General features: G+C 38.3%; 14 protein-coding genes and 1 tRNA gene. 4 read left to right on the top strand and 11 right to left on the bottom strand.

Translation table 11 applies throughout. The features are described from left to right. Positions 1 to 797: 797 nt before the first annotated feature. Together LI954_RS09040 and LI954_RS09035 are read right to left on the bottom strand one after the other, a co-directional pair. Positions 798 to 880 (bottom strand) — tRNA-Leu (locus LI954_RS09040). A gap of 233 nt (positions 881 to 1,113) precedes the next feature. Next, positions 1,114 to 1,266, bottom strand: a complete 153-nt coding sequence (locus LI954_RS09035; RefSeq protein ID WP_229441219.1) for a hypothetical protein — start codon at positions 1,264 to 1,266, stop codon at positions 1,114 to 1,116. Between the two features lie 425 nt (positions 1,267 to 1,691). On the opposite strand from LI954_RS09035, the gene LI954_RS16340 reads away from it, so the two are divergent. Together LI954_RS16340 and LI954_RS09030 are read left to right on the top strand one after the other, a co-directional pair. Then, complete coding sequence (locus tag LI954_RS16340; protein WP_420705973.1) at positions 1,692 to 1,967, top strand: LuxR C-terminal-related transcriptional regulator; 276 nt, start codon at positions 1,692 to 1,694, stop codon at positions 1,965 to 1,967. 149 nt (positions 1,968 to 2,116) lie between these two features. Next, positions 2,117 to 3,043: an oligosaccharide biosynthesis protein Alg14 gene (locus LI954_RS09030; RefSeq protein WP_229444301.1), complete on the top strand. Its 927-nt coding sequence runs from the start codon at positions 2,117 to 2,119 to the stop codon at positions 3,041 to 3,043. A gap of 47 nt (positions 3,044 to 3,090) precedes the next feature. On the opposite strand, the gene LI954_RS09025 is transcribed toward LI954_RS09030, so the two are convergent. From LI954_RS09025 to LI954_RS09010, 4 genes are all read right to left on the bottom strand, one after another. Beyond that, positions 3,091 to 3,567 carry a SprT family protein gene (locus LI954_RS09025; protein ID WP_229444300.1) on the bottom strand — a complete coding sequence of 159 codons (477 nt, stop codon included), beginning with the start codon at positions 3,565 to 3,567 and terminating at the stop codon, positions 3,091 to 3,093. Between the two features lie 8 nt (positions 3,568 to 3,575). Continuing rightward, positions 3,576 to 5,762: a Tex family protein gene (locus LI954_RS09020; RefSeq protein ID WP_229441221.1), complete on the bottom strand. Its 2,187-nt coding sequence runs from the start codon at positions 5,760 to 5,762 to the stop codon at positions 3,576 to 3,578. Positions 5,763 to 6,277: 515 nt separating this feature from the next. Then, positions 6,278 to 7,012: a metallophosphoesterase gene (locus tag LI954_RS09015; RefSeq protein ID WP_229441283.1), complete on the bottom strand. Its 735-nt coding sequence runs from the start codon at positions 7,010 to 7,012 to the stop codon at positions 6,278 to 6,280. A gap of 591 nt (positions 7,013 to 7,603) precedes the next feature. Next, positions 7,604 to 8,026, bottom strand: coding sequence for a pyridoxamine 5'-phosphate oxidase family protein (locus tag LI954_RS09010; RefSeq protein WP_229444299.1), 423 nt, complete (start codon positions 8,024 to 8,026; stop codon positions 7,604 to 7,606). Positions 8,027 to 8,163: 137 nt separating this feature from the next. Here LI954_RS09010 and LI954_RS09005 point away from each other — a divergent pair, with 137 nt between their 5' ends. Continuing rightward, positions 8,164 to 9,099: a helix-turn-helix transcriptional regulator gene (locus LI954_RS09005; RefSeq protein ID WP_229444298.1), complete on the top strand. Its 936-nt coding sequence runs from the start codon at positions 8,164 to 8,166 to the stop codon at positions 9,097 to 9,099. A gap of 247 nt (positions 9,100 to 9,346) precedes the next feature. Here LI954_RS09005 and dnaJ read toward each other — a convergent pair whose 3' ends face one another. The 5 genes from dnaJ to hemW form a co-directional block, all read right to left on the bottom strand. Then, positions 9,347 to 10,519, bottom strand: a complete 1,173-nt coding sequence (dnaJ, locus tag LI954_RS09000) for a molecular chaperone DnaJ (RefSeq protein WP_202068923.1) — start codon at positions 10,517 to 10,519, stop codon at positions 9,347 to 9,349. Positions 10,520 to 10,842: 323 nt separating this feature from the next. Further along, on the bottom strand, positions 10,843 to 12,672 hold the full coding sequence (gene dnaK / locus LI954_RS08995) for a molecular chaperone DnaK (protein WP_202068925.1): 1,830 nt from the start codon (positions 12,670 to 12,672) through the stop codon (positions 10,843 to 10,845). A 66-nt stretch (positions 12,673 to 12,738) separates the two neighbouring features. Then, positions 12,739 to 13,284 carry a nucleotide exchange factor GrpE gene (grpE, locus tag LI954_RS08990; RefSeq protein ID WP_202068926.1) on the bottom strand — a complete coding sequence of 182 codons (546 nt, stop codon included), beginning with the start codon at positions 13,282 to 13,284 and terminating at the stop codon, positions 12,739 to 12,741. A gap of 62 nt (positions 13,285 to 13,346) precedes the next feature. Continuing rightward, positions 13,347 to 14,390 carry a heat-inducible transcriptional repressor HrcA gene (gene hrcA / locus LI954_RS08985; RefSeq protein ID WP_202068927.1) on the bottom strand — a complete coding sequence of 348 codons (1,044 nt, stop codon included), beginning with the start codon at positions 14,388 to 14,390 and terminating at the stop codon, positions 13,347 to 13,349. Between the two features lie 169 nt (positions 14,391 to 14,559). Further along, positions 14,560 to 15,726 (bottom strand): radical SAM family heme chaperone HemW, encoded by a 1,167-nt coding sequence (gene hemW / locus LI954_RS08980; RefSeq protein WP_229444297.1) that lies wholly within the window; start codon positions 15,724 to 15,726, stop codon positions 14,560 to 14,562. A 1,677-nt stretch (positions 15,727 to 17,403) separates the two neighbouring features. Here hemW and LI954_RS08975 point away from each other — a divergent pair. Next, positions 17,404 to 21,204, top strand: a complete 3,801-nt coding sequence (locus LI954_RS08975; protein WP_229444296.1) for a carbohydrate-binding protein — start codon at positions 17,404 to 17,406, stop codon at positions 21,202 to 21,204. Positions 21,205 to 21,516: the final 312 nt, after the last annotated feature.

Genomic DNA, 21,516 nt, shown 5'->3' with positions numbered 1-21,516 from the left:
AGTAGAAGTGTTCTGCCTCAAGAACCACGTAGGGATCATGCATCATCTACTCTGACAAGTTAATCGTAGTGATTTATGACACCAGGTAGGTAACATGCATCATCTACTCTGACAAGTCAATCGTAGTGATTTATGTCAATAAGGCGAACTATACGAAAATTGTCCAGGAACACTATTCATAAAATGAATAGCTGTGAATTGATACCTCCCTGGAGCTGCTCATAGTTTCAGTATAGTTCGCCTTATTTCCGAGATGTTGCCTGCGATTACTCGGCACAGTTTGGGACCGACAAGTGCTAGTTCTACTTTGCCGCTTCTGCTTATATTCTTACTTTAGCAGAATGGTATGCGTAGTTTCGATAAGTATTCCTTAAATGAAACTAGCTCACTTGATGTAGTAGAACTATATGCGTAGCGTAGAAGAACTGCTGTCTCTGCGAATCTAACGATTCTCGAGACAAAACAGTACACTGTATCCGTTTTTCTACGTCTACGGTTCTCACTACTACACTACACTTCGTTTCGATCTCATCAATTTCTAAACGGCAGAGCCATTAAGAATTGAAGGACTTCGTTTCGATCCTCGAAGCATGGAGGGACTTTACTTCTCCGCTTCTTCGAATGCTCGTCGCATGTCTAGGGGGCATGTAGGAACTTGCTCCTACGGTTTCTTCGAATGCTCGAATCATACAAAGAACAGATTTCTTTCGATTTCCGAAAGACAACAATTTTGGCGCTCACTTATCAAACAAATAAAGTTCGATAAAGAACGCCAAATAAAAATTAATTTAATTTAATGCGGACGATGGGATTTGAACCCACACGAGCATACGCCCACAAGACCCTCAATCTTGCATGTCTGCCATTCCATCACGTCCGCGTCTTTTGATATCTTCTGTGCCCTTTCTGCCATTCCGCCATGACCGCAATAGTAAGAGAATCCTTCGAAATATGTCACTAAAGAATTTATCTTAACAAAAATACACCTCTGTAATAGTAAAACAGTTGGCTGAAATTGTCAATCCTGTAAACAATCTTGGCTTTGATTCTTTTCTCTAAACGCTTTTATTCAATTCATCATATCGGCATTTGCCAGCATGTCTTTTTATTCCACTATGCACCTGTATCATCCCGATGAACATACCATTCTCCGCCACTTGCTGCTCTTCTAATATCCGTCAGACACTCCAGCCAGTGAAATAAAGCAGATAATATATCCTCGAACGCATTCCACAGATGCAGTTTCGCCGGACCTTCAAAAATCACATTTGGATTTTTATCCTCATAACTATATTCTTTTAATTATCTTATCTGTATAACTGCTAAATGTTCCTCTGCTTCCAAATTCAGCATTAAAAATCTGGCTTTATTATCTTCAAAATCAACTGCTGATGATTTATCTTGATCCTTTCAGCTGTCTGAAGTGGAAAAAATACATTGATAAACTGTCTTTAAATTCTGCAATATATATAAATAGGCAGTTCTTCTCTCTTTGATTTTTGGTCTTCTAATTTTACTGGAAGATATCTATACATATTTAATATTGACCAATACATTCCTTTATCTTTAAAAATGAATAGCTGTGATAAGTACGAAGGTATCTATTTTATTTTAGTCTGTCTATTTCTAATGAACTATTTTACCCATGACATCCTGATAGTACAAAAACAGCAGGTAAGAGAAAAACTCCGATGGAACTATGTAATTTGAACATCTCTGTCAGTATTATGGCTTCTCTCAAAAAGAAATCTGACTCTGCTTCCTGCCACAAACAAAAGCAGGAAATTTCTGACGAAATATATCTTTCTATTGGTACAGTTAAAATGCATACTTACAATATTTTTAGCGAATTGAACATCAAAAAAAGAAAACAAATTTTTACTGCTTATTCAGATTTTCCTTATACTCAGACAAAGAACTCTGTCATCTCTCAGCAAAAATTTTCCCTGTATCAACAAAAGTTTTAAAAACCAGTTCTAGCAGTCACAGAACCAGTTTTTTTCTTATCTATCAGCAGCCTTCTCTTATCATTTCAAGCAAAATAGGTTCATAAATTAAAAGAACGTGATAATATAATGAAAAAATATCACTATTTTTGGAAAGCGGGGAGAGTAGTATGCAAGACAGAACGACATTACTTGTTGCAAAAGATAAACATTTATACTTCTTTGGTAATTTATCTGGTATTGACGTAATCGCCGGTAATCAGCTGCTTCGCGTTCCTTTTGATTCAGAATACTGGAAAAACAAGCTGTCCCGTTACTACCAGATTGTTTTTTTGGATTATGGTTTTGAGCCAATAATGGCTGAAATTGTAAGACCTTTAACACAGGCAAAACTGATTTTGTTTTTTTGGAATCACATGACGGAGGAAAAGATTCTATTGCTTCGTCAAACACAGGCCGAACAAAATATTGATGATATTTACAGCTTTGATCCTATAGAAGCACAAGAATTTAGTTTGAAACATAACTCAAGCTTTTATTCAAAGCAACTTACTCTTCCAGATAGGGAGTTGAAGCACGACTTGTTCTTCGGCGCTTCAAACAATGGACGAATGGATGTCGCAAAAACTGTTCTGGCAATTCTGAACACCCTTCACATAGACAGTCACTACTTTATTTTAAAAGGGAAGGGGAATGATCAAGAAGGCTATCTCCCCTACAATGATTATTTAAGCTTAGTAGCACAGAGCAAGGGTATTCTGGAGATTATGCGTTCCGGTCAAACCGGCTTAACACTCAGAACGCTGGAATCCTTATTCTTTAAAAAGAAATTAGTTACGACCAATTCAAAAATCCGCTACTATCATTTTTACAATCCGGAAAACATTTTTATTATCGGTAAAGACGACTTTGATGATCTTCCTGATTTTCTAAACTCACCTTATCAGGAGCAGGAATCAACAGAAACTTTCCTTGACTTTTTCAGTGACAGACAATGGGCTCAACGATTTTACGAAGACAATACTCAGATCTATGAAGAGATTGAGTATGACTCTGAATTAATTCAATATCGCAGACAACAAATAACTGTATTATAAAAAAGTCCACCGGATTCAACGACCGTTGAATCCGGCGGACTTTACTTCTATCTCTCAATCAGCTTCAATTTGCCATGACATTTGCCGCAAACATAGCGGTTAATATTGACTCGTCGTTTTCGGCTTATTTTTGTTTGACAGTCACTGCACTGATACTCATATATCGCAGAAACTTCATCTGTCAGCGGACGAACATAACGACTTCCGCCAATCCGCTTCAGGTGGTCTTTAAAATCACGGTCTTTATGCTGATAGCCTTTTCCAGCTAAATGCAGATGATAGTGACACAGCTCATGCTTAATCACGCCAATCAATTCTTCTGCTCCATATTTTGCTGCCACTCTCGGGTTAAAATCAATATTGTGTGTGGATAAATGATATCTGCCTCCAGATGTTCTCAGTCTGCTGTTGAAGTATGCTTTATGAATAAACGGCTTATTAAAGCAGGACCAAGATAATTGCTCAACTGCTTCCTGCAGCTGTTCGTCTGTTTCAATCATTTTACTAATTCTCACTTTTTCCATCGGAGAAACTACCCCTTTGCTTTTGGCAGCATGGTCAGGCTGATTCGACCTTTTTTCACATCAATCTCCTCTACCCATACTGTAACAACATCGCCAACTGCTACAACATCAGTGGGATGCTTAACAAATCTATTGCTTAACTTGGAAATATGGACTAAACCGTCCTGTTTCACACCTATGTCAACAAAAGCACCAAAGTCAATAACATTCCGAACCGTCCCCTGCAGCTCCATTCCCGACTTCAGATCTTCCATAGACAGAACATCTTTTCTTAAAAGCGGCGCAGACATCTCATCACGCATATCTCTTCCAGGCTGAGCCAGAGAAGACAAGATATCCTTCAGCGTTTCAGAGCCGGCATCCAGTTCCTGTTTCAGCTCCTGCAATTTCAACGCTTTAATCTTTTCAGTCGTTTCGGAAGAGCCAAGATCTTTCAAATCAACTCCAGCTTTTTCCAGTACGGTTTTCGCTGTATCATAACTTTCCGGATGAATCCCAGTATTATCCAGCACATTTTTGCCATTTGGAATTCTTAAAAATCCAATTGCCTGTTCATATGCTTTAGGTCCTAAGCGAGGAACTTTCTTGATTTGATTACGAGCAGTAAACGCTCCGTTCTCATCTCGGTAAGTCACAAGATTTTGAGCAATCGTCTTATTTAAGCCTGAAATGTATTGCAGTAATTGCGGACTTGCTGTATTAACATCAACTCCTACCTGGTTCACTACTGTTTCTACAACAAATGTCAGCTGTTCAGCCAATCTCTTCTGAGAAACATCATGCTGATACTGACCGACACCAACTGCCTTAGGATCAATTTTTACCAGCTCTGCCAGAGGGTCCTGCAATCGACGCGCAATACTGACTGCACTCCTCTGTTCAACTTGAAGATCCGGGAACTCTGTCCGGGCAACTTCACTTGCTGAATATACAGAAGCACCTGCTTCATTGACAATTACATAAAAGATATCTCTTGGAAGTTGTTTCAGCTGTTCAGCAACAAATTGCTCTGATTCACGACTCGCAGTTCCGTTACCAATTGCAACCATCTCCACTCCATGCTTCTCAACCAGCTTATTAAATGCCGGACCTGCTGCTGCCCTCTTGTCTCCGGAAGCTGGTTTATGCGGATAAATGACATCAATAGCCAACACTTTTCCAGTTGGATCGACAATAGCCAGCTTGCATCCAGTACGATAAGCCGGGTCAAAGCCCAGAACAACTTTCCCTTTCAATGGAGGCTGCAATAATAAATTACGCAAATTTTCTCCGAATATTTTAATTGCCTGTTCATCTGCTTTTTCAGTCAGCTCATTACGAATTTCGCGTTCAATCGCTGGACCAATAAAACGTTTATAGCTGTCCTGATAAGCCGCTTCAACATAGCAGGCAGTCACTGATTGTTCATTTTTACCAATCAGCTGACGTTTCAAATAGTCATGGATTTTACTTTCATCCACCAGCAAAGAAACTTTCAGAATTTCTTCTTTCTCTCCCCGATTTGTTGCCAGAACACGATGGGAAACCATCTTATTAATAGGCTCGGAAAAATCATAATACATTTCATAAACTTCTTTTTCATCTTTTTCAGCATTTTTAACCACACTGACATACTGACCTTTGTTAAAGGTAAAATCCCGAATCCATTTACGGAATTTCGCTTCATCACTGACTCGCTCAGCCAGAATTTCATGCGCCCCTTGCAATGCTTCTTCTGAACTGCCGACTTCCTTTTCTTCATTGACATAGCCGGCTGCCTCAGCAGACACGTCACCTGTTTGCGGCAACTCTGCTAGCCAGTCTGCTAGAGGCTCCAGCCCTTTTTCTTTTGCAATTGTTGCTTTTGTCCGACGCTTTTGCTTATAAGGTCGATACAGATCTTCTACCTGCTGCATCTTTGTTGAAGACAAAATATCTTTTTTCAGCTCTTCAGAAAGTTTTCCCTGCTCTTCGATTAATCGCAGGACTTCCTCTTTTCTCTTCTCCAGGTTTTCAAGATACGTGTAACGTTCTTCAATTTCTCTAATTTGGACTTCATCTAAACTGCCGGTCATTTCTTTACGGTACCGGGCAATAAAGGGCACTGTATTTCCTTCGCCCAACAGCGTCAGCACAGTGGTAATTTGATTAGGCCGGAATCCTGTCAATTCCTTTTGAAGCAGGTCTACTACTTCCTGATTGTAACTATCTGCCATTTATTCAACCTCTTTCTTTAGCATACATACCTGTCTATTTTAGCATAATCAAGACTTTTTTAGTAGGAAACTCCTGTATCAAAAAGGGAAAATGAGTATACGAGCTTATAAATTTTAACGTACGAAAAAATCTCAACTGATTTCCTCAATCAAATGAAACCATAAAAAGACAGCAGGGATTCTGCTGCTTAAACTCCTGATTTTGCTTGCCTTTCGATTGAATTCCCAACCATAAAACCAGCCTCTTTTTTACTCTTTGATTCTAAGAGAGAATACTTCTCCAATACTCCTTCTCTTAACTTCAGAAATATTTCAAACCCGTTGCTAAATGTGTCTTTTCTATTCTTTGCATCGCCTTATCCAGAGCAGCTCACTCTGCATTCTTATCATTCACTGCTTCTTTTTTACGTACTATTGAAAATGTTGTCCAAGTTCATGCATCGTAACTACCTATATCTGTCATAAGTAAATGATGACACAGGCTTTATATAAGACATCAGTTTTCTAAAATTATTTTATAAGCTTGGCTGCCAAGGTCCGTTCATATTTTGATACTCAATATCCTGCACAATCCCCTTTTCATCAAAGATTACACCATGTACGGAACCCCCAAACACTCCGCCGCCGTCAATTCCAATTTTCCCGTCAGAAATCCATAAATCAGTTGTCTGCATATCGCCATGAAGCATAGGCGTAATCGTGTGCCCAAATACAATTGTTTTCCCCGTATTATTCTTCCCCTGATGGAAGGCTTCCCGAATCCAAACAAAATCATGCGGGCTTGTCTTACGCCAGTCATTCTTCGTTAAATCTACTCCTGCGTGAACGAAAACATAATCTCTCCACTCAAAATAGACAGGACGTTCTTTCAAGAATTTAATCAGCTCTTTATAGCGGCTTCGGATCATCAGTGCAATTTCGGTTGGTGAATATTCTTCTGTTGCTCCTTTATGAAGCAGACTTTCAATCGTTTCTTTTCCGCCATACCGAACATAACCAGTATACCAATCTTCAGGCTGCAATAAAAAATTAAGAAAATTTTCTTCATGATTACCCATCAAGTAAACAGCATCATGTTCTTCCACTAATTTTTTGCCAAGTAAAAAACACTCCTTGCTTTTTGATCCACGATCATTCAAATCTCCTATTAATACCAGCTGGTGTTTTTCTTCATCATAAAAGTTAATCAGCTTTTGAAATAAGTCATACTGTCCATGAATATCACTGATTGCGTAGACATACTTTTTCATCATCGCTCCTCCTCTGCTTATACGGTTTGTCATTAATACTATCAGTATACCGCATGCTCTATTTAAATATAATCGTTTCAATCCTGATTTCCCATAAAAAAGCAGTAATTTAAAAGAGCCAGTCCCAACAGTTAGAATTTTTGATCTAACTGTTGGGACTGGCTGAACAGATAAAATACCTCAACTATCCCCGATATGATATAGTCAAATAATGCTTTTGGAATTTCAAAATGACCAAATCGAAGCTTTGAACAATTTTCCTGCCAAAGTGGATAAAGACTGACCGCATTTAACGTCAATGATTGTCTTATCGATAAATATCTACTATCTTTTCGATAGGAAATACAATCAGGTGCCAATTGAAACAAATAGGCACTGCCTACAACAGCTTATCCAATTCCCATGAATTTTTGATGAGGCTCCTCGTCTTCAAACTTACCTTTGGCGTATAATAAATCAGCGCTCCCCCTTCTTTCATCCGCTCAAGTGGTGCCTATTTACCCTACATAACTGGCAAAAGCCCCCTGCCATTCCCAATTCCACATATTCCTTTGATACCACACCTATCCAATAGCTCACATTAAGTGCTCTTTAAATAACGATTTCTTCCCTTATTTCCATCCCGGAAATAACTACTGCTTTATTAAAACTGAGTTCAAAAACAACAATATGCTCAGCAGAATTATCAATTATCTCCGCATAAAATGGAAATTTTTTGATCAACGGATCTGCTATATCCTTTAATGAACGATCACTTCGTTTCGCTCTTCCTTCAAGTACCCGAACATGCGCATCATCTCCTTCACCTACTATTGTTGTAAAAGAAATTTTAGAGTTCACACTCATTTCGTTCACCTTGTCATTTCCTTCAAAGGTTGAGAAATAAACTACTTTTCTTTCCGGTGAGTAAAGAAAATTAACAAGCCTCACATTCGGCTGCTCTGCTACACTGGTTGCCAGTGCAATTTCCTGTTGCTCAGCCATCACTTCTTCAAATATTTTCTTGAAATCCATTGTTCATTCCTCCAATTTTTACTCTCATTTCGTTTGATACAAAGCAATCTTATCAAAGGAACCTTGACATCTATTTGTCAGGGTTTTATTCTTTATTTAAAGAATATCCACATTCTTATTTAAAACAGGAGGTTAAAATGAAAAGTGAACGCCTGCTTGCCATCACAATGCTTTTATTGGAACAGGAACAAATCACTGCGCCAAAACTGGCAGAAATATTTGAAGTTTCCGTTCGGACAATTTATCGAGATATAGATTCACTTAGTCAGGCCGGAATTCCAGTTGCTGCTCTTCCCGGAAGCAATGGCGGGATTCGTATTATGGAGAATTATAAATTTGACCAGCATTTTTTTACTACCTCTGATTTAGTCTCACTCCTAAATGGTCTGAACAACCTGAATAAACATCTTAATCTGAAGCATTCCCCTTATACAATAGAAAAATTGAAATCATTGATACCAAAAGCAGTAAAAAATGAAATCGAAATGAAGTCTGATCAACTGGTAATTGATGTGACACCATGGATTAGGAGTGAGCTGTCTGCTGCATCAATAGAAATCATCCAACAGGCACTGGAAAAGGATCAGATTCTATCCATTGATTACGAAAATCGATCTGGCAATCATTCCAGCAGATTGATTGAACCTTATCGATTAATCCTAAAAGAATCAAGCTGGTATGTCCAGGCCTACTGTCTGCAAAAAGAAGAATTCCGAATTTTTAAATTGTCCAGAATAAAAAAAATATCAATTGTCGATAAAATATTCAAAAAACGAACCCCTCCCCCAGCAGCTTTGGGGAAACGTGTTATAAACGAAGAGAAGTTTGTACCTCTGCTGCTTGAAGTCGATTATTCAATCAAAGACAAACTGGCAGAACGTTTTAACGACCTTCAATTTGTCTCTCAAAAGGACTCTGATCGGTTTCTTGTAGAATTTCCGTATTTTATGACAGATGATTACGGCTATCACATGCTCTTGGGCTTTGGAACAAAATGTAAATGCCTGAAACCTGAATTTGTTCAAAAAGAACTTGTCAGCCGGATGAAAGAGATGTTGGCATTCTATGAATAAGAATTTACAGTTGTTATCTATACAATATGATAAATATACATTTGTTCTCCAATTACGGCAAAAATAAAAAATCTATTCTGCAAAATTTCTCTCTCAAAAAAAACTGCTGAAAATGCCCCTCCCTTCACGGCAATTTAGTATGACGAGTTTTTTATAATCCAAAACAGAAAAAGGCCGAATCAGAATATGTATATCCTGATTTGACCTTTTCTATTTTACATCAATTAACAGATTGTTCATCAATCGATTATTTCTTTTTCTTGCTGCCAAAAGCATCTTTCATCTTATCGAAAAAGCCTTCTTCCTGCTGTTCACTGATTTCCTGACCGCCAGCCTTCGCAAAAGCACGCAATGCGTCTCTTTGCTCTTCACTCAGATTCTTAGGAGTAATTAGTTTTACTTTCACATGCTGGTCGCCGCTGCTGCCTCCGCGTAAACGCGGTGCACCTTTGCCACGTAATCGGAAGTTTGTACCTGTCTGTGTACCTGCTGGAATTTTCAGCTTCACATCTCCATGCACGGTTGGAACCTGAACTTCATCTCCCAGTGCAGCCTGTACAAAGCTTAACGGCAGTTCATAATAGATTTCAGCCCCATCACGATCAAAAATATTGCTTTCCTCTACATGGAACACAACATACAGATCACCGTAAGGTCCGCCGTTCATTCCAGCTTCTCCCTGATTAGCCAAACGCATTTGCTGACCATCTTCCACACCAGCTGGCACTGTGACTTTTACGCGATGCGCCTTTTTCTCATGACCTGAGCCATGACAGGTTGGACACGGCTCTTTAATCTCTTTCCCTGTTCCGCGGCAGACATCACAAGTCTGACGGCTCATTACACGACCAAGCGGCGTTTGACGTTCTACATTGATACTTCCTGAACCATGACACTTATGACAAGTCTCAGGTTGCGTCCCCGGCTTTGCTCCATTTCCGTGACAAGTTCCGCAGACATCTTCGCGCTTATATTTTATTTCTTTTTCAACACCAAAAATTGCTTCTTCAAATTTCAATTGAATCGTATATTGAAGATCTGATCCCTGTCTGGGAGCAGCAGGATCAACAGAACGACCGCCACCGCCTCCAAAGAATGAATCAAAAATATCTTCGAAACCACCGAATCCTCCAGTACTGCTGAATCCGCCGCCTCCAAATCCACCGAATCCGCCAGCTCCTCCGCCAAAGTTTGGATCGGTTCCTGCATGACCATATTGATCATAGGCCGCTTTCTTCTGCGCATCGCTTAATACTTCATACGCTTCCGAAATTTCTTTAAACTTTTCCTCAGCATCTGCTTCCTGATTGATATCCGGATGGTATTTTTTGGAAAGCTTTCGATAAGCCTTTTTTATTTCATCATCTGAAGCACCCTTGGACAATCCCAATACTTCATAGTAATCTCGTTTCGTAGCCATTGGCTTCCCTCCAACTAGTAATTCCTTCACAGTCTTATATTCAGACTGCACATCTGTTTAAATCTGAACAGCGGCTGTTGAAAAATAGCTATTCTTTTCAATTCAATACAGCCTCTTAACAACTAAAGTACCGTTGTTATCATAACATAATTCAGATAAAACCTAAATACATTTATGTAAAATAAGGAGACTGCCGCTTATTCAATTGAACGAAAAGATTCATGAAAAATGTTGTTCAGAACGAACATCGGGACAGAAGCTGCTATTCACTTCTGTCCCAACCTCTTTCCCGACCTCTTTACATTCTATTGTCCATTCAATAATTAGTCTTCGTCTTTTTCTACTTCTTCAAAGTCTGCATCCACCACATCATCTGCTCCGCTTTGTGCTTCTTCAGGGTTTTCCTGTGCTTGTTGCTGAGCAGCCTGTTCATAAAGCTTCACAGTTAGATTTTGAACGATTTCGTTTAGTGAATCACGTTTTTCTTTCATTAGTTCGATATCATTCGCTTCTACAGCAGCTTTCAGTTCATCACGAGCTTCTTCTGCTTTCTTCACTTCATCTGCATCTACTTTACCTTCAAGTTCTTTCAATGTTTTATCAACAGTGAACAGCAACGCATCTACATCGTTACGCAAATCAACTTCTTCTTTACGCAGTTTGTCCGCGTCAGCATTTGCTTCTGCATCCTTAACCATGCGTTCGATTTCTTCATCTGATAAACCTGAAGAAGATTTGATAGTAATAGTTTGTTCTTTTTGTGTACCCAAATCTTTCGCACGTACATTTACAATACCATTTTTGTCGATATCAAAGCTTACTTCGATTTGAGGAACACCACGTGGCGCAGCAGGAATATCTGTTAATTGGAATCTTCCCAGCGTTTTATTATCAGCAGCCATCGGGCGTTCACCTTGAAGAACGTGAATATCTACCGCAGGCTGATTATCAGCAGCTGTTGAGAACACTTGAGATTTACTTGTTGGAATTGTTGTATTACGGTCAATCAGCTTAGTAAACACACCGCCCATTGTTTCAATCCCCAATGATAACGGAGTAACATCAAGTAAAACGACATCTTTCACGTCACCAGTGATTACTCCGCCTTGAATAGCAGCCCCCATTGCCACAACTTCATCTGGGTTCACTGATTTGTTTGGTTCTTTGTTTGTTTCTTTGCGTACTGCTTCCACTACTGCTGGAATACGAGTAGAACCACCAACCAAGATTACTTCATCAATGTCTGAAGCTGACAGTGAAGCGTCCTTTAATGCCTGACGTACAGGAACTTTTGTGCGTTCTACTAAATCAGCTGTCAATTCATCAAATTTCGCACGTGTTAAATTCATTTCCAAGTGCAATGGACCTGCATCCCCTGCAGTAATAAACGGCAGACTGATTTGTGTACTTGTTACACCTGAAAGATCTTTCTTCGCTTTTTCAGCAGCGTCTTTCAAACGTTGTAACGCCATTTTATCTTTGCCTAAGTCAATACCATTTTCTTTTTTGAATTCTGCAACCATGTAGTCAATGATCTTGTTGTCAAAGTCATCTCCACCAAGGTTGTTATCACCTGAAGTTGACAATACATCGAATACGCCGTCTCCCAGTTCAAGGATAGACACGTCAAATGTACCGCCGCCCAAGTCAAATACCAGGATTTTTTCTTCTTTGTCTGTTTTATCCAAACCATATGCCAATGCAGCTGCAGTAGGTTCATTTACAATACGTTCAACTTCCAGACCGGCAATTTTACCAGCATCTTTAGTCGCTTGACGTTGTGCATCATTAAAGTATGCAGGAACTGTAATAACTGCTTTTTCTACTTTTTCACCAAGATATTCTTCAGCAAAACCCTTTAAATACTGTAGAATCATTGCAGAAATTTCTTGAGGCGTGTAAGACTTGCCTTCTGCTTCTACTTTATAGCCTGCTTCACCCATGTGACGTTTGATAGATGATATAGTGTGAGGGTTTGTCACTGCCTGACGTTTCGCTACTTCACCAACTTGAATTTCACCATTTTTAAATGACACAACTGAAGGTGTTGTACGATTTCCTTCAGGATTGGCAATAATTTTTGCTTCTCCGCCTTCCAATACTGCTACTGCTGAATTTGTTGTACCTAAGTCAATACCGATTATTTTACTCATGTTGCATGTCTCCTGTCTTTTGTTTTTAGTCTTGTTTACTTTTTTTAGTTTTCGATTAATCGTTGATTATTGAGCCACAACTACCATGCTTGCACGAAGTACACGATCATGCAGTTTATAGCCCTTTTGCAGCACTTCGACAATCGTATCCGCCTGAACATCGCCTTCAGCCGGAACTGTCTGTACTGCCTGATGAAGATTTGGGTCAAATGATTCTCCCATTGCAGGAATTTCTTCAATCCCTTCTTCTTTCAGTGCATGAGTAAGGTTTTCAAGAACCATAAAAATTCCTTTTTTTAGGCTGGCTCCTTGTTCATCCTCAACTTCTATTGCCATTGCCCGCTCCAGATTATCCATAGCAGGCAGGATTGCCTTACCCAGATCCTGAGATCTGTAACGAACCAAAAGCTCACGTTCGTTTTTAAAACGACTGTTCATGTTCGCAATTTCTGCTCTGGCACGCAGAAACTTATCTTCCATTTCGCTGAGTTCAGCGGTCAGTCTTTCTGTTTCCGTCAGTTCTGTTTCTGTGCTTTCCACTGTTTCAGCAACTGTTTCAGTTTCTTCCGCCGGATTTTGAACCTCATCCTGCGTTTCTTCTTTTTTGCTCAATCTAGCAACTTCCCTTCTCATTTCGCAGACTTATTTTTATTTTTAAGAACAGCATTTTCATCTTACCCATCAAGAAATCGATAGTAAGAACCTAATTGTGAAGCAAGCTCGCCTCTAAAAGCATCAATCAAACTGAACATTTTTGAATAAGGCATACTGGTCGGACCCAATAAAGCAATCGTTCCCTTCCCGTGTCCTGTAACTTCATACGTTGCAGTGATCATGCTCAGATCATCTAGTAAGTTATTTCCAATTTCAGAACCAATTCTAACAGAAATCGGCACATTTACTCCTTCAGAAGTATCCAGTAAAGTGGTCAGTTCTTCTGTATTTTTCATAAATGAATAGACAGATTTCAACTGATCATTATTCATGCTGATACCAAAATCAAGAAGATTAAGCCTTCCACTTACAAATACTTTCTCTTCAAATACATGCCCGAGCATCGAATCAAACAGATTCATCATCCCATCCGGCGTCTGGAAATATCTATGCAGAATCATAGGGATTTCTGTTCTCAAACGATGATAAACAACCAACAACGGTTGTCCCACGAGTTTTTCATTGATAATATTTGTCATTTTCTCTAAATCTTCACTTGAAACTGAAGCAGGAATCGAAAATACTTTGCTCTCCGCATTTCCCTTATCCGTAACAATGATTGCAACAATTTGTCGCTCATTCAAAGGAACCATTCTGAACCCGGTCAGTTTCTTTTCTTTCACTTCCGGTCCGAGGGAGAAAGCGGTATAGCTGGTCAATTCTGATAAAATACTGGCTGCTTGTTCAATAATATCATTAATTTCTCTAACTTCCGAACCAAACGACTGACGAATTTGGCTTAACTCATCTGGCGCCATTTTAGTCGGTTGAAGCAAATGGTCCACATAGTAGCGATATCCCATCAGCGAAGGGACTCTCCCAGAAGAGGAATGCGTCTTTAGTAGAAGACCATGTTCTTCTAATGCTTTCATGTCATTACGAATTGTAGCAGAACTGGATTTGATCCCATCCTCCAACAATTTCTTAGACCCCACAGGATGACCTGTAGTTGTATAGTGTTGGATGATAAGCCTTAATATATCTTTTTGTCTTTCTGTAAGCATATATACCACCCTTCATTAGCACTCCTATTTAACGAGTGCTAATACAAATACTAATATAGCAAGTTCTCTAAGAATTGTCAAGAAAAAAACAGAGAAAGTTAGCACTCTTGTCGATCGAGTGCTAACTTTCTCTGCGGTCAGTTATTTATCTTATAAAAACTGAAAATTTTCAATCAAGAAGAAAAGCTTCAAAGGCTTCGTTACCAATATATAAGCCTTTAGCTGTCAGCTGAAGGGAATCTGGATTTTCAATCACCAGTCCAGCCTGAACCAGCTCTTGAACAACCGAACCATAGATTTTTTCTATTGAAGTATTGAATTTTTCTTCAAAACGTTTCTTGCTCACACCTGCAAGCTTTCTCAGCCCTAAAAACATTTCTTCTTCAATTTGATTATTTAAGGTGAGTTCTTCCCTTTCTAAAACAGGAAGATTGTCCTTTCGTAAAGGCTCCAAATAATGTTGAATGGGACCAAAATTCCTGTAGCGAACATCGCCCAGATAGCCGCTTGCTCCTGCACCGAATCCATAATAATGCTCATTATTCCAATAAACAAGATTATGCTGGCTCTCCTTTCCTTTCAACGCAAAATTACTAACCTCGTATTGATGACGTCCAGACTTTGCCATCATTGCAATTGTTTCTTCAAACATTCCTGCTTCTGCATCTTCATCTGGTAAGGTTAACCGCCCTTGTCTGACCCAATTCATAAACATTGTCTTGTTCTCCAAGATAAGTGAGTACAAGGAGTAATGCGGTAAATCCAGTTCAATTGCTTTTTGAAGCGTATCTTGAAACCCTTTAATTGTTTGTCCTGGCAGTGCATAAATCAAATCAATACTGACATTTTCAAAATTTTCTTTCTCCAAAAATGCCATCGTTTTGTATACATCTTCTGCTGTGTGCTTTCTCCCAATTTTCTTCAGCAGCTGATTATCAAATGTTTGCACCCCCATTGATAATCTGTTTACTCCATAATTCTTCATTACACGCAGCTTTTCAACCGTTATATCACCTGGGTTCGCTTCTACTGTAAATTCTTTTTTATCATTAAACGGTAAAAGTTCTCTTATTCCTGAAAGCAGTCGATCCAATTGCCCCGCTGATAAAGAGGTTGGTGTACCCCCGCCTATGTAAATAGTTTCAACTGGTCTCCCAGGATTTTTAATAGTGGTCAGCCTAATTTCTTTTAGCAATGCGTCTATATACTCATCTACCGGCTGTCCTTCAAGAAAAACTTTATTAAAATCACAGTAGTAGCAAATATGTTCACAAAAGGGAATGTGAATGTAAGCTGAGACTCTGCTAGTACTCATAGTATTTGGTTCTGCTGTCATTTACTGAATCCTCCGAGGTCAAAAATCGTAGTGTCTATTCCACAATGAATCATTGCAAAACTCTCTCAAATAAAAAAGAGGTTGTGACAAAGCTTCCCATGCGGCAAGTAATCATAGGAGCACTTGCATATCCTTAACTGCGACGAGTAATCACTGGAGCAGAAGTGTTCTGCCTCAAGAACTAAGTAGGTATCATGCACATCTACTCTGACAAGTCAATCGTAGTGATTTATGACAATACGTCGGAATATACGAAAATTGTCAAGGAACACTATTCATGAAATGAATAGCTGTGGATTGATATCTACTTGGCGCTTTCCATATTTTTGAGAGTATTCGGCTTATTTCCGAGATGTTGCTTGCGATTACTCGGCACAGATTAGGACCGACAAGTGCTAGTTCTACTTTGCCGCTTCTGCTTATATTCGTACTTTAGCAGAATGGTATGCGTAGTTTTGATAAATATTCCTTGAATGAAACTAGCTCACTTGATGTAGTAGAGCTGTATGCGTAGCAAAGCGTAGAAGAGCTGCTGTCTCTATGAGTCTAACGATTCTCGAGACAAAACAGTACGTAGAAAAACTGTGTCTCTACGAGTCTAACGATTCTCGAGACAAAACAGTACACTATATCCGTTTTTCTACGTCCACGGTTCTCACTATACTACACTTCGTTTCGATCTCATCAATTTCTAAATGGCAAAGCCACTAAGAATTGAAGGACTTCGTTCCGATCCTCGAAGTATGGAGGCTTCGCTCCTACGCTTCTTACGAATGCTCGGATCATACAAAGACTGGAACACCATTTATTTGTTTTTAAGGGTTCTGGATATACTAATGTCACAGACCCATCTTATCACATGTTTCTGTCAATGTCGTTACAGTTTGATTTAAGTTTTCTGAGCAAAGCAGTCAAATAAAGCAACGCTTTATTATAGAACATAAAATGATTCTCAAGCAACGCTCTAACCAACTTATAAATTACATTAAAAGATAGTCTATAAATGATCTTCAATGGTAAAAAATTTTTACTTGTATGCTTCAATGACAGGAGTAAGCAGCTTCAAAAGCAAGTAGGGAGTTGCTAATCCTGCTTTGTCAGTTTCACTTGTGTAGGAATATCTAGTGAAATGATATATGTGGTCTCGATAAGTATTCCTTGAATAGAGGCTAGCTCATCTATGAGCATTAGCAGAATGGTATGCAATGCTCTTGCTGAGGATAAATTTATTCTATATACAAAGAGACAGCTGTATGCAGGCGACAGGCTTTGAATGTGAAACATTCATCTTCTTAAGAGGTATATGTTTCTTAATATTATAACCTAAATAACAAACAATATTAATCAGTACTTTTAGTTCATCTTTGTTCGTTTCAGCAATTGAAATTAATCATAAAAAAATCCAAAACAGCATACACCAAATAAATATATCGAATAATATTTATATTTTTCGTTTTTTATTCACTTTATCATGATTTTATTTATGAATTTCACATTTTAGAGAATATAATGAAAAAATAGATAAATAAACAATTTTCTTTTGTGCTAGACTGTTAGCGGGATATTTTTAAAAAGGAAATAACAGTAAAAAAATATAGTGTTTAATCACTGTTTATTTGCCAATTATTTATTGAAAAATCCTTTACTGATAAACAATTACACAAAGGAGTAATATTCATGAAAAAAAAATCAAAATTTTTCGTATTAGTTTTCACTTTTATGGTGTTTGCTTTAGCATTTTTGGAAAATAATACAGCCGCCTATGCCGAATCAAAAGATTTCTATCCCCCCGTAAACATAGTAACTGTTGAAAATGAAAAATCAGCATTACCAGAAAGCATTACTTATTTATCTGAAGATCAAAAGATCTCACAAGATAACGTTTCCTGGGATTCCATAGATGAATCCATATTTTCGAAAGCTGGCACTTATGAGATTCAAGGAATTGCTAAAAAAACAAATGCAAAAGTAAAAGGAATTATTACTATTTTTCCATCAGATCAAAAAGTTAAAGTAGCAGCTATCGGAGACAGTATTACCTATGGAATGAATGTAGAGAATGCCCTAATAAACTCTTATCCGAGACAGTTAGGTTACCGTTTAGGCAGCAATTATGATGTTGTAAACTACGGAAACTCCGGTAAGACCCTGCTAAATAACGGAAATGATCCGTACATTCGTACATCTGAATATAAAAACAGCTTGGCTGTTAACCAAAATATCGTAATTATCCAGTTAGGTACCAATGATACGAAACCATATAATTTCATAAAAATTGATAACTATATTAATGACTATGTGAATTTGATTAACGCTTATAAAGCAATGGAAACAAAACCTGTCGTTTATGTTTGTCTGCCGCCAAAAGTTGTTCATACAAACTATGATATCAGTAATGAAAATCTGAAACTGATTTTGCCAAAAATTCTTGAGTCCGCCAAAAAAGCCGATGTTGATGTTTCAGTCATAGATAACAACTCCATAACTCAAGACGCAGACATTCTGATTCCGGATGGTGTCCATCCAAACGCACGCGGAGCTGCACTGTTAGCAAATAATGTTTATGCCAGACTTAAAGGAAAATCTGAAGTTATTTCTGGAATTGCTGAAGCAAATGACTATTATACTGCTTTCGGATCACTTAATACGTATCAAAATAATTCATTCTACATTGGCGGAATTGTCCCGGATGCATGGATTTCCTATAAAAACGTTGATCTATCTGTTCATAAAGGCAGCATTCAGCTATTCTCCTCCATCCCCTATGACAATACAACAGTCACAATACGAAAAGGTGCTGTGGACGGAGAAATTATAGGTGAAAAAAAGCTGACTCGCTCAGGTAGTTTGAATACTTGGCTATATCATACAGTAGAGCTTACTGAAAATACAGGAATTGCTGATATATATGTTTCATTCTCACGCCCTTCTACAAGTGCCATTACTGAAATTGCGAACTTAGGAGCCATTAACTTTGGTTTTGACGAGAAGAAACCTCTTGAAATTCATTCATTTTCTGAATTACAGACTGCAATCAATAGTAATATTACCAATTTAAAACTCATGGCCGATATTTCGTTCACTACAAACCTGCAGCTGAAAGATAACACGAAACTGGATTTAAATGATTTTACTCTAAATACTGCCAATTATTATTTCTACAAAGACGAAGCTTTGGGCAGAAAGATTTCAGTTGATGTACGTAACGGAATCATTCAAGGGCAAAATCCATACGGAAGCTTCTATAGTGCAGACTCTACTAATGCCAATTACGGTATGAATTTATCTTTCTCTTCTATTGCTTTTGAAGGAACACTTTTAAATAGAGGATTAAGCAAAGAAACAGTTGTAGAATTTAAAAATGTTCAACGTTCTATATCTTCAATCAGTTCAAATAATACATTTGTTTATAAAGAAGTTGATCTTGGAAAAAATCTTGGAAGTATTCAACTATATGCTTCTGTACCTTACGACAACACGACGGTTACTCTTCGGACTGATTCAACAGATGGTCCGATTATCGGTCAAAAAATACTGACTCATTCTGGAAATATAAATACCTGGTTATATCACACCATCGATTTAAAAGAAACCGAAGGAATCCACGACATTTATGTGACAGTTAACAGACCCTTAACTGGAGAGACAGTTGAATTGGCTCGCCTTGGTTTTCTCAATTTTGCTTACGATGAAAACGAACCGACTGAAATCCGTTCATTTACAGAGCTTCAAACTGCTATCAGCAGCAATCTAACTAATTTAAAATTGATGACGAATATTCAATTCACTACAAACCTGCAGCTGAAAGATAACACGAAACTGGATTTAAATGATTTTACTCTAAATACTGCCAATTATTATTTCTACAAAGACGAAGCTTTGGGCAGAAAGATTTCAGTTGATGTACGCAACGGAATCATTCAAGGGCAAAATCCATACGGAAGCTTCTACAGTGTAGACTCTACTAATGCCAATTACGGTATGAATCTTCTCTTCTCCTCTATTTCTTTTGAGGGACAGTTGTTAAACAGAGGTTTGAGCAAAGAAACTGTTGTCACTTTTGAAAACAGTCAGAATACAAAATCATCGATCAGCCCAAACAATACCTTTATTTATAAAAATATTGATTTAGATGGGAATTTAGGCAGTATTCAATTAAATGCCGCAGTGCCATATGACAATACAACAATGACTGTTCGAGTTGATTCAGCGGATGGACCGATTATCGGAGAAAAAGTACTGACTCGTACAGGTAATGTAAACACTTGGGTATATCATACAATTGATTTAGCTAAAACAAACGGAATACATGATATATATGTAACAGTAAGCAGACCCTCAACCAGCGAGACTACTGAACTGGCTTATCTTGGCAGCATCAATTTCACCTATGACCAAAACAGCCCAACTGAGATCCGGTCTTTCACAGAACTTCAGACCGCTATCAACAGTAATCTGACAAACTTACAACTGATGACTGATCTGCAATTAACTGCAAACATTCAATTACAGGATGATACTGTTATTGATTTGAATGGCTATACACTAAATACCGCCAGCTACTACCTGACAAAAAACGAATTACTTGGTAAACGTATTAATTTGACGATTAAAAATGGACATGTCTTAGGTCAAAATAATTATGGAAGCATCTATTCCGGCGATTCTGCCAATCAGTCTTATGGCATGAATGTTAATGTACAGGATATCCAATTTGACGGCACATTGTTCATTCGTCAAAATGTTACAGGTGCAGTTGTTTCCTTCGAAGGTGATAACGAAATTCGTTCAACTAAAGGCAGCAATGTCTACGCTCAAAATGTTACCTTTAAAACCGGATCAACTTATAAAGGTACAACTGAAGGCGGCGGTTCCAGCAATGACAGCGGCTCAACGGTTATTTCAATGGGTAACAGCAATACACAAAAAGAATTCATTGTTGAAGAAAATGCGATTGTTGAATTATACCCCGGCTACAGCGGTACCGGCTATGGACAAAATGCCGTTTACGGCTTCTCACTCTTGCAAGTTCAGGAAAATGCGAGCTTTACAGCTAAAGGAAACGGACCTATGCTTCGTACTGAGTATACAGCTGGAAATGCAAAAGTGGAGGTCCTACAGGATGCAGTATTCGACGTTTCCACCAGCTTGGCTGCAGAAGGCTTCTCTTTCTCACATGGGATCGATTACGTCTTTAATAACCCAGCATATTTCTCAATTGAAAGCTTGAATACAAAACGTTTTTCATTTATGTACGCTTACCGGGCAAGCTCGTTTACCTACCATGGTAAAGAATTAAAAGTTTGGGAAACAGCTGATACTGCTGGTGAAGCAAGTAAAAAATGGACTGACATTGATAGTATGCAGTTAACTAATATCCTAAACGGAAATAACATGGGAACACTCACAACCAGCAATGAAATGCTGCTCTCAAAATTTGGCAGCTTAAACAATTATTATCGTATTTCTAATCAATAAGATGAACAAAGAAACATACTAAGATTAGTGAAGTTGTGACAAAACTTCTCCATGCAACAAGTAATCGCAGGAGCATATCTCTTTCTTACGAACGCTCGGGATCATACAAAGACTGGAACACCGTTTATTCGGCTTTTGGGGACTCAAACATACTTATGTCACAGTCCCCACTATTTTCTATTTACAGGATATAGTAAAGGTGAAAGGAAGCTTAAGTATAGCCTCATGAACTTAGAATTCGTATCAAACACTAACATTTTAGAATCTGGTTTAAGCAGGCAGGGACTTCGAACCCATGTAAAGGGAAGCTGG

It is taken from the genome of Enterococcus sp. CWB-B31, assembly GCF_020567645.1.
In the GTDB taxonomy this organism is placed as follows: Bacteria; Bacillota; Bacilli; order Lactobacillales; family Enterococcaceae; genus Enterococcus_L.
The sequence above is the reverse complement of the archived record's forward strand: the minus strand, read 5'-3'. Positions and strand labels throughout refer to the sequence as shown.

Bases quoted from the DNA above. Each gene is read 5' to 3' on its own strand.
- LI954_RS16340 (WP_420705973.1), top strand. From the start codon at position 1,692: ATGGAACTATGTAATTTGAACATCTCTGTCAGTATTATGGCTTCTCTC.
- LI954_RS09030 (WP_229444301.1), top strand. From the start codon at position 2,117: ATGCAAGACAGAACGACATTACTTGTTGCAAAAGATAAACATTTATAC.
- LI954_RS09025 (WP_229444300.1), bottom strand. From the start codon at position 3,567: ATGGAAAAAGTGAGAATTAGTAAAATGATTGAAACAGACGAACAGCTG.
- LI954_RS09020 (WP_229441221.1), bottom strand. From the start codon at position 5,762: ATGGCAGATAGTTACAATCAGGAAGTAGTAGACCTGCTTCAAAAGGAA.
- LI954_RS09015 (WP_229441283.1), bottom strand. From the start codon at position 7,012: ATGAAAAAGTATGTCTACGCAATCAGTGATATTCATGGACAGTATGAC.
- LI954_RS09010 (WP_229444299.1), bottom strand. From the start codon at position 8,026: ATGGATTTCAAGAAAATATTTGAAGAAGTGATGGCTGAGCAACAGGAA.
- LI954_RS09005 (WP_229444298.1), top strand. From the start codon at position 8,164: ATGAAAAGTGAACGCCTGCTTGCCATCACAATGCTTTTATTGGAACAG.
- dnaJ (WP_202068923.1), bottom strand. From the start codon at position 10,519: ATGGCTACGAAACGAGATTACTATGAAGTATTGGGATTGTCCAAGGGT.
- dnaK (WP_202068925.1), bottom strand. From the start codon at position 12,672: ATGAGTAAAATAATCGGTATTGACTTAGGTACAACAAATTCAGCAGTA.
- hrcA (WP_202068927.1), bottom strand. From the start codon at position 14,390: ATGCTTACAGAAAGACAAAAAGATATATTAAGGCTTATCATCCAACAC.
- hemW (WP_229444297.1), bottom strand. From the start codon at position 15,726: ATGACAGCAGAACCAAATACTATGAGTACTAGCAGAGTCTCAGCTTAC.
- LI954_RS08975 (WP_229444296.1), top strand. From the start codon at position 17,404: ATGAAAAAAAAATCAAAATTTTTCGTATTAGTTTTCACTTTTATGGTG.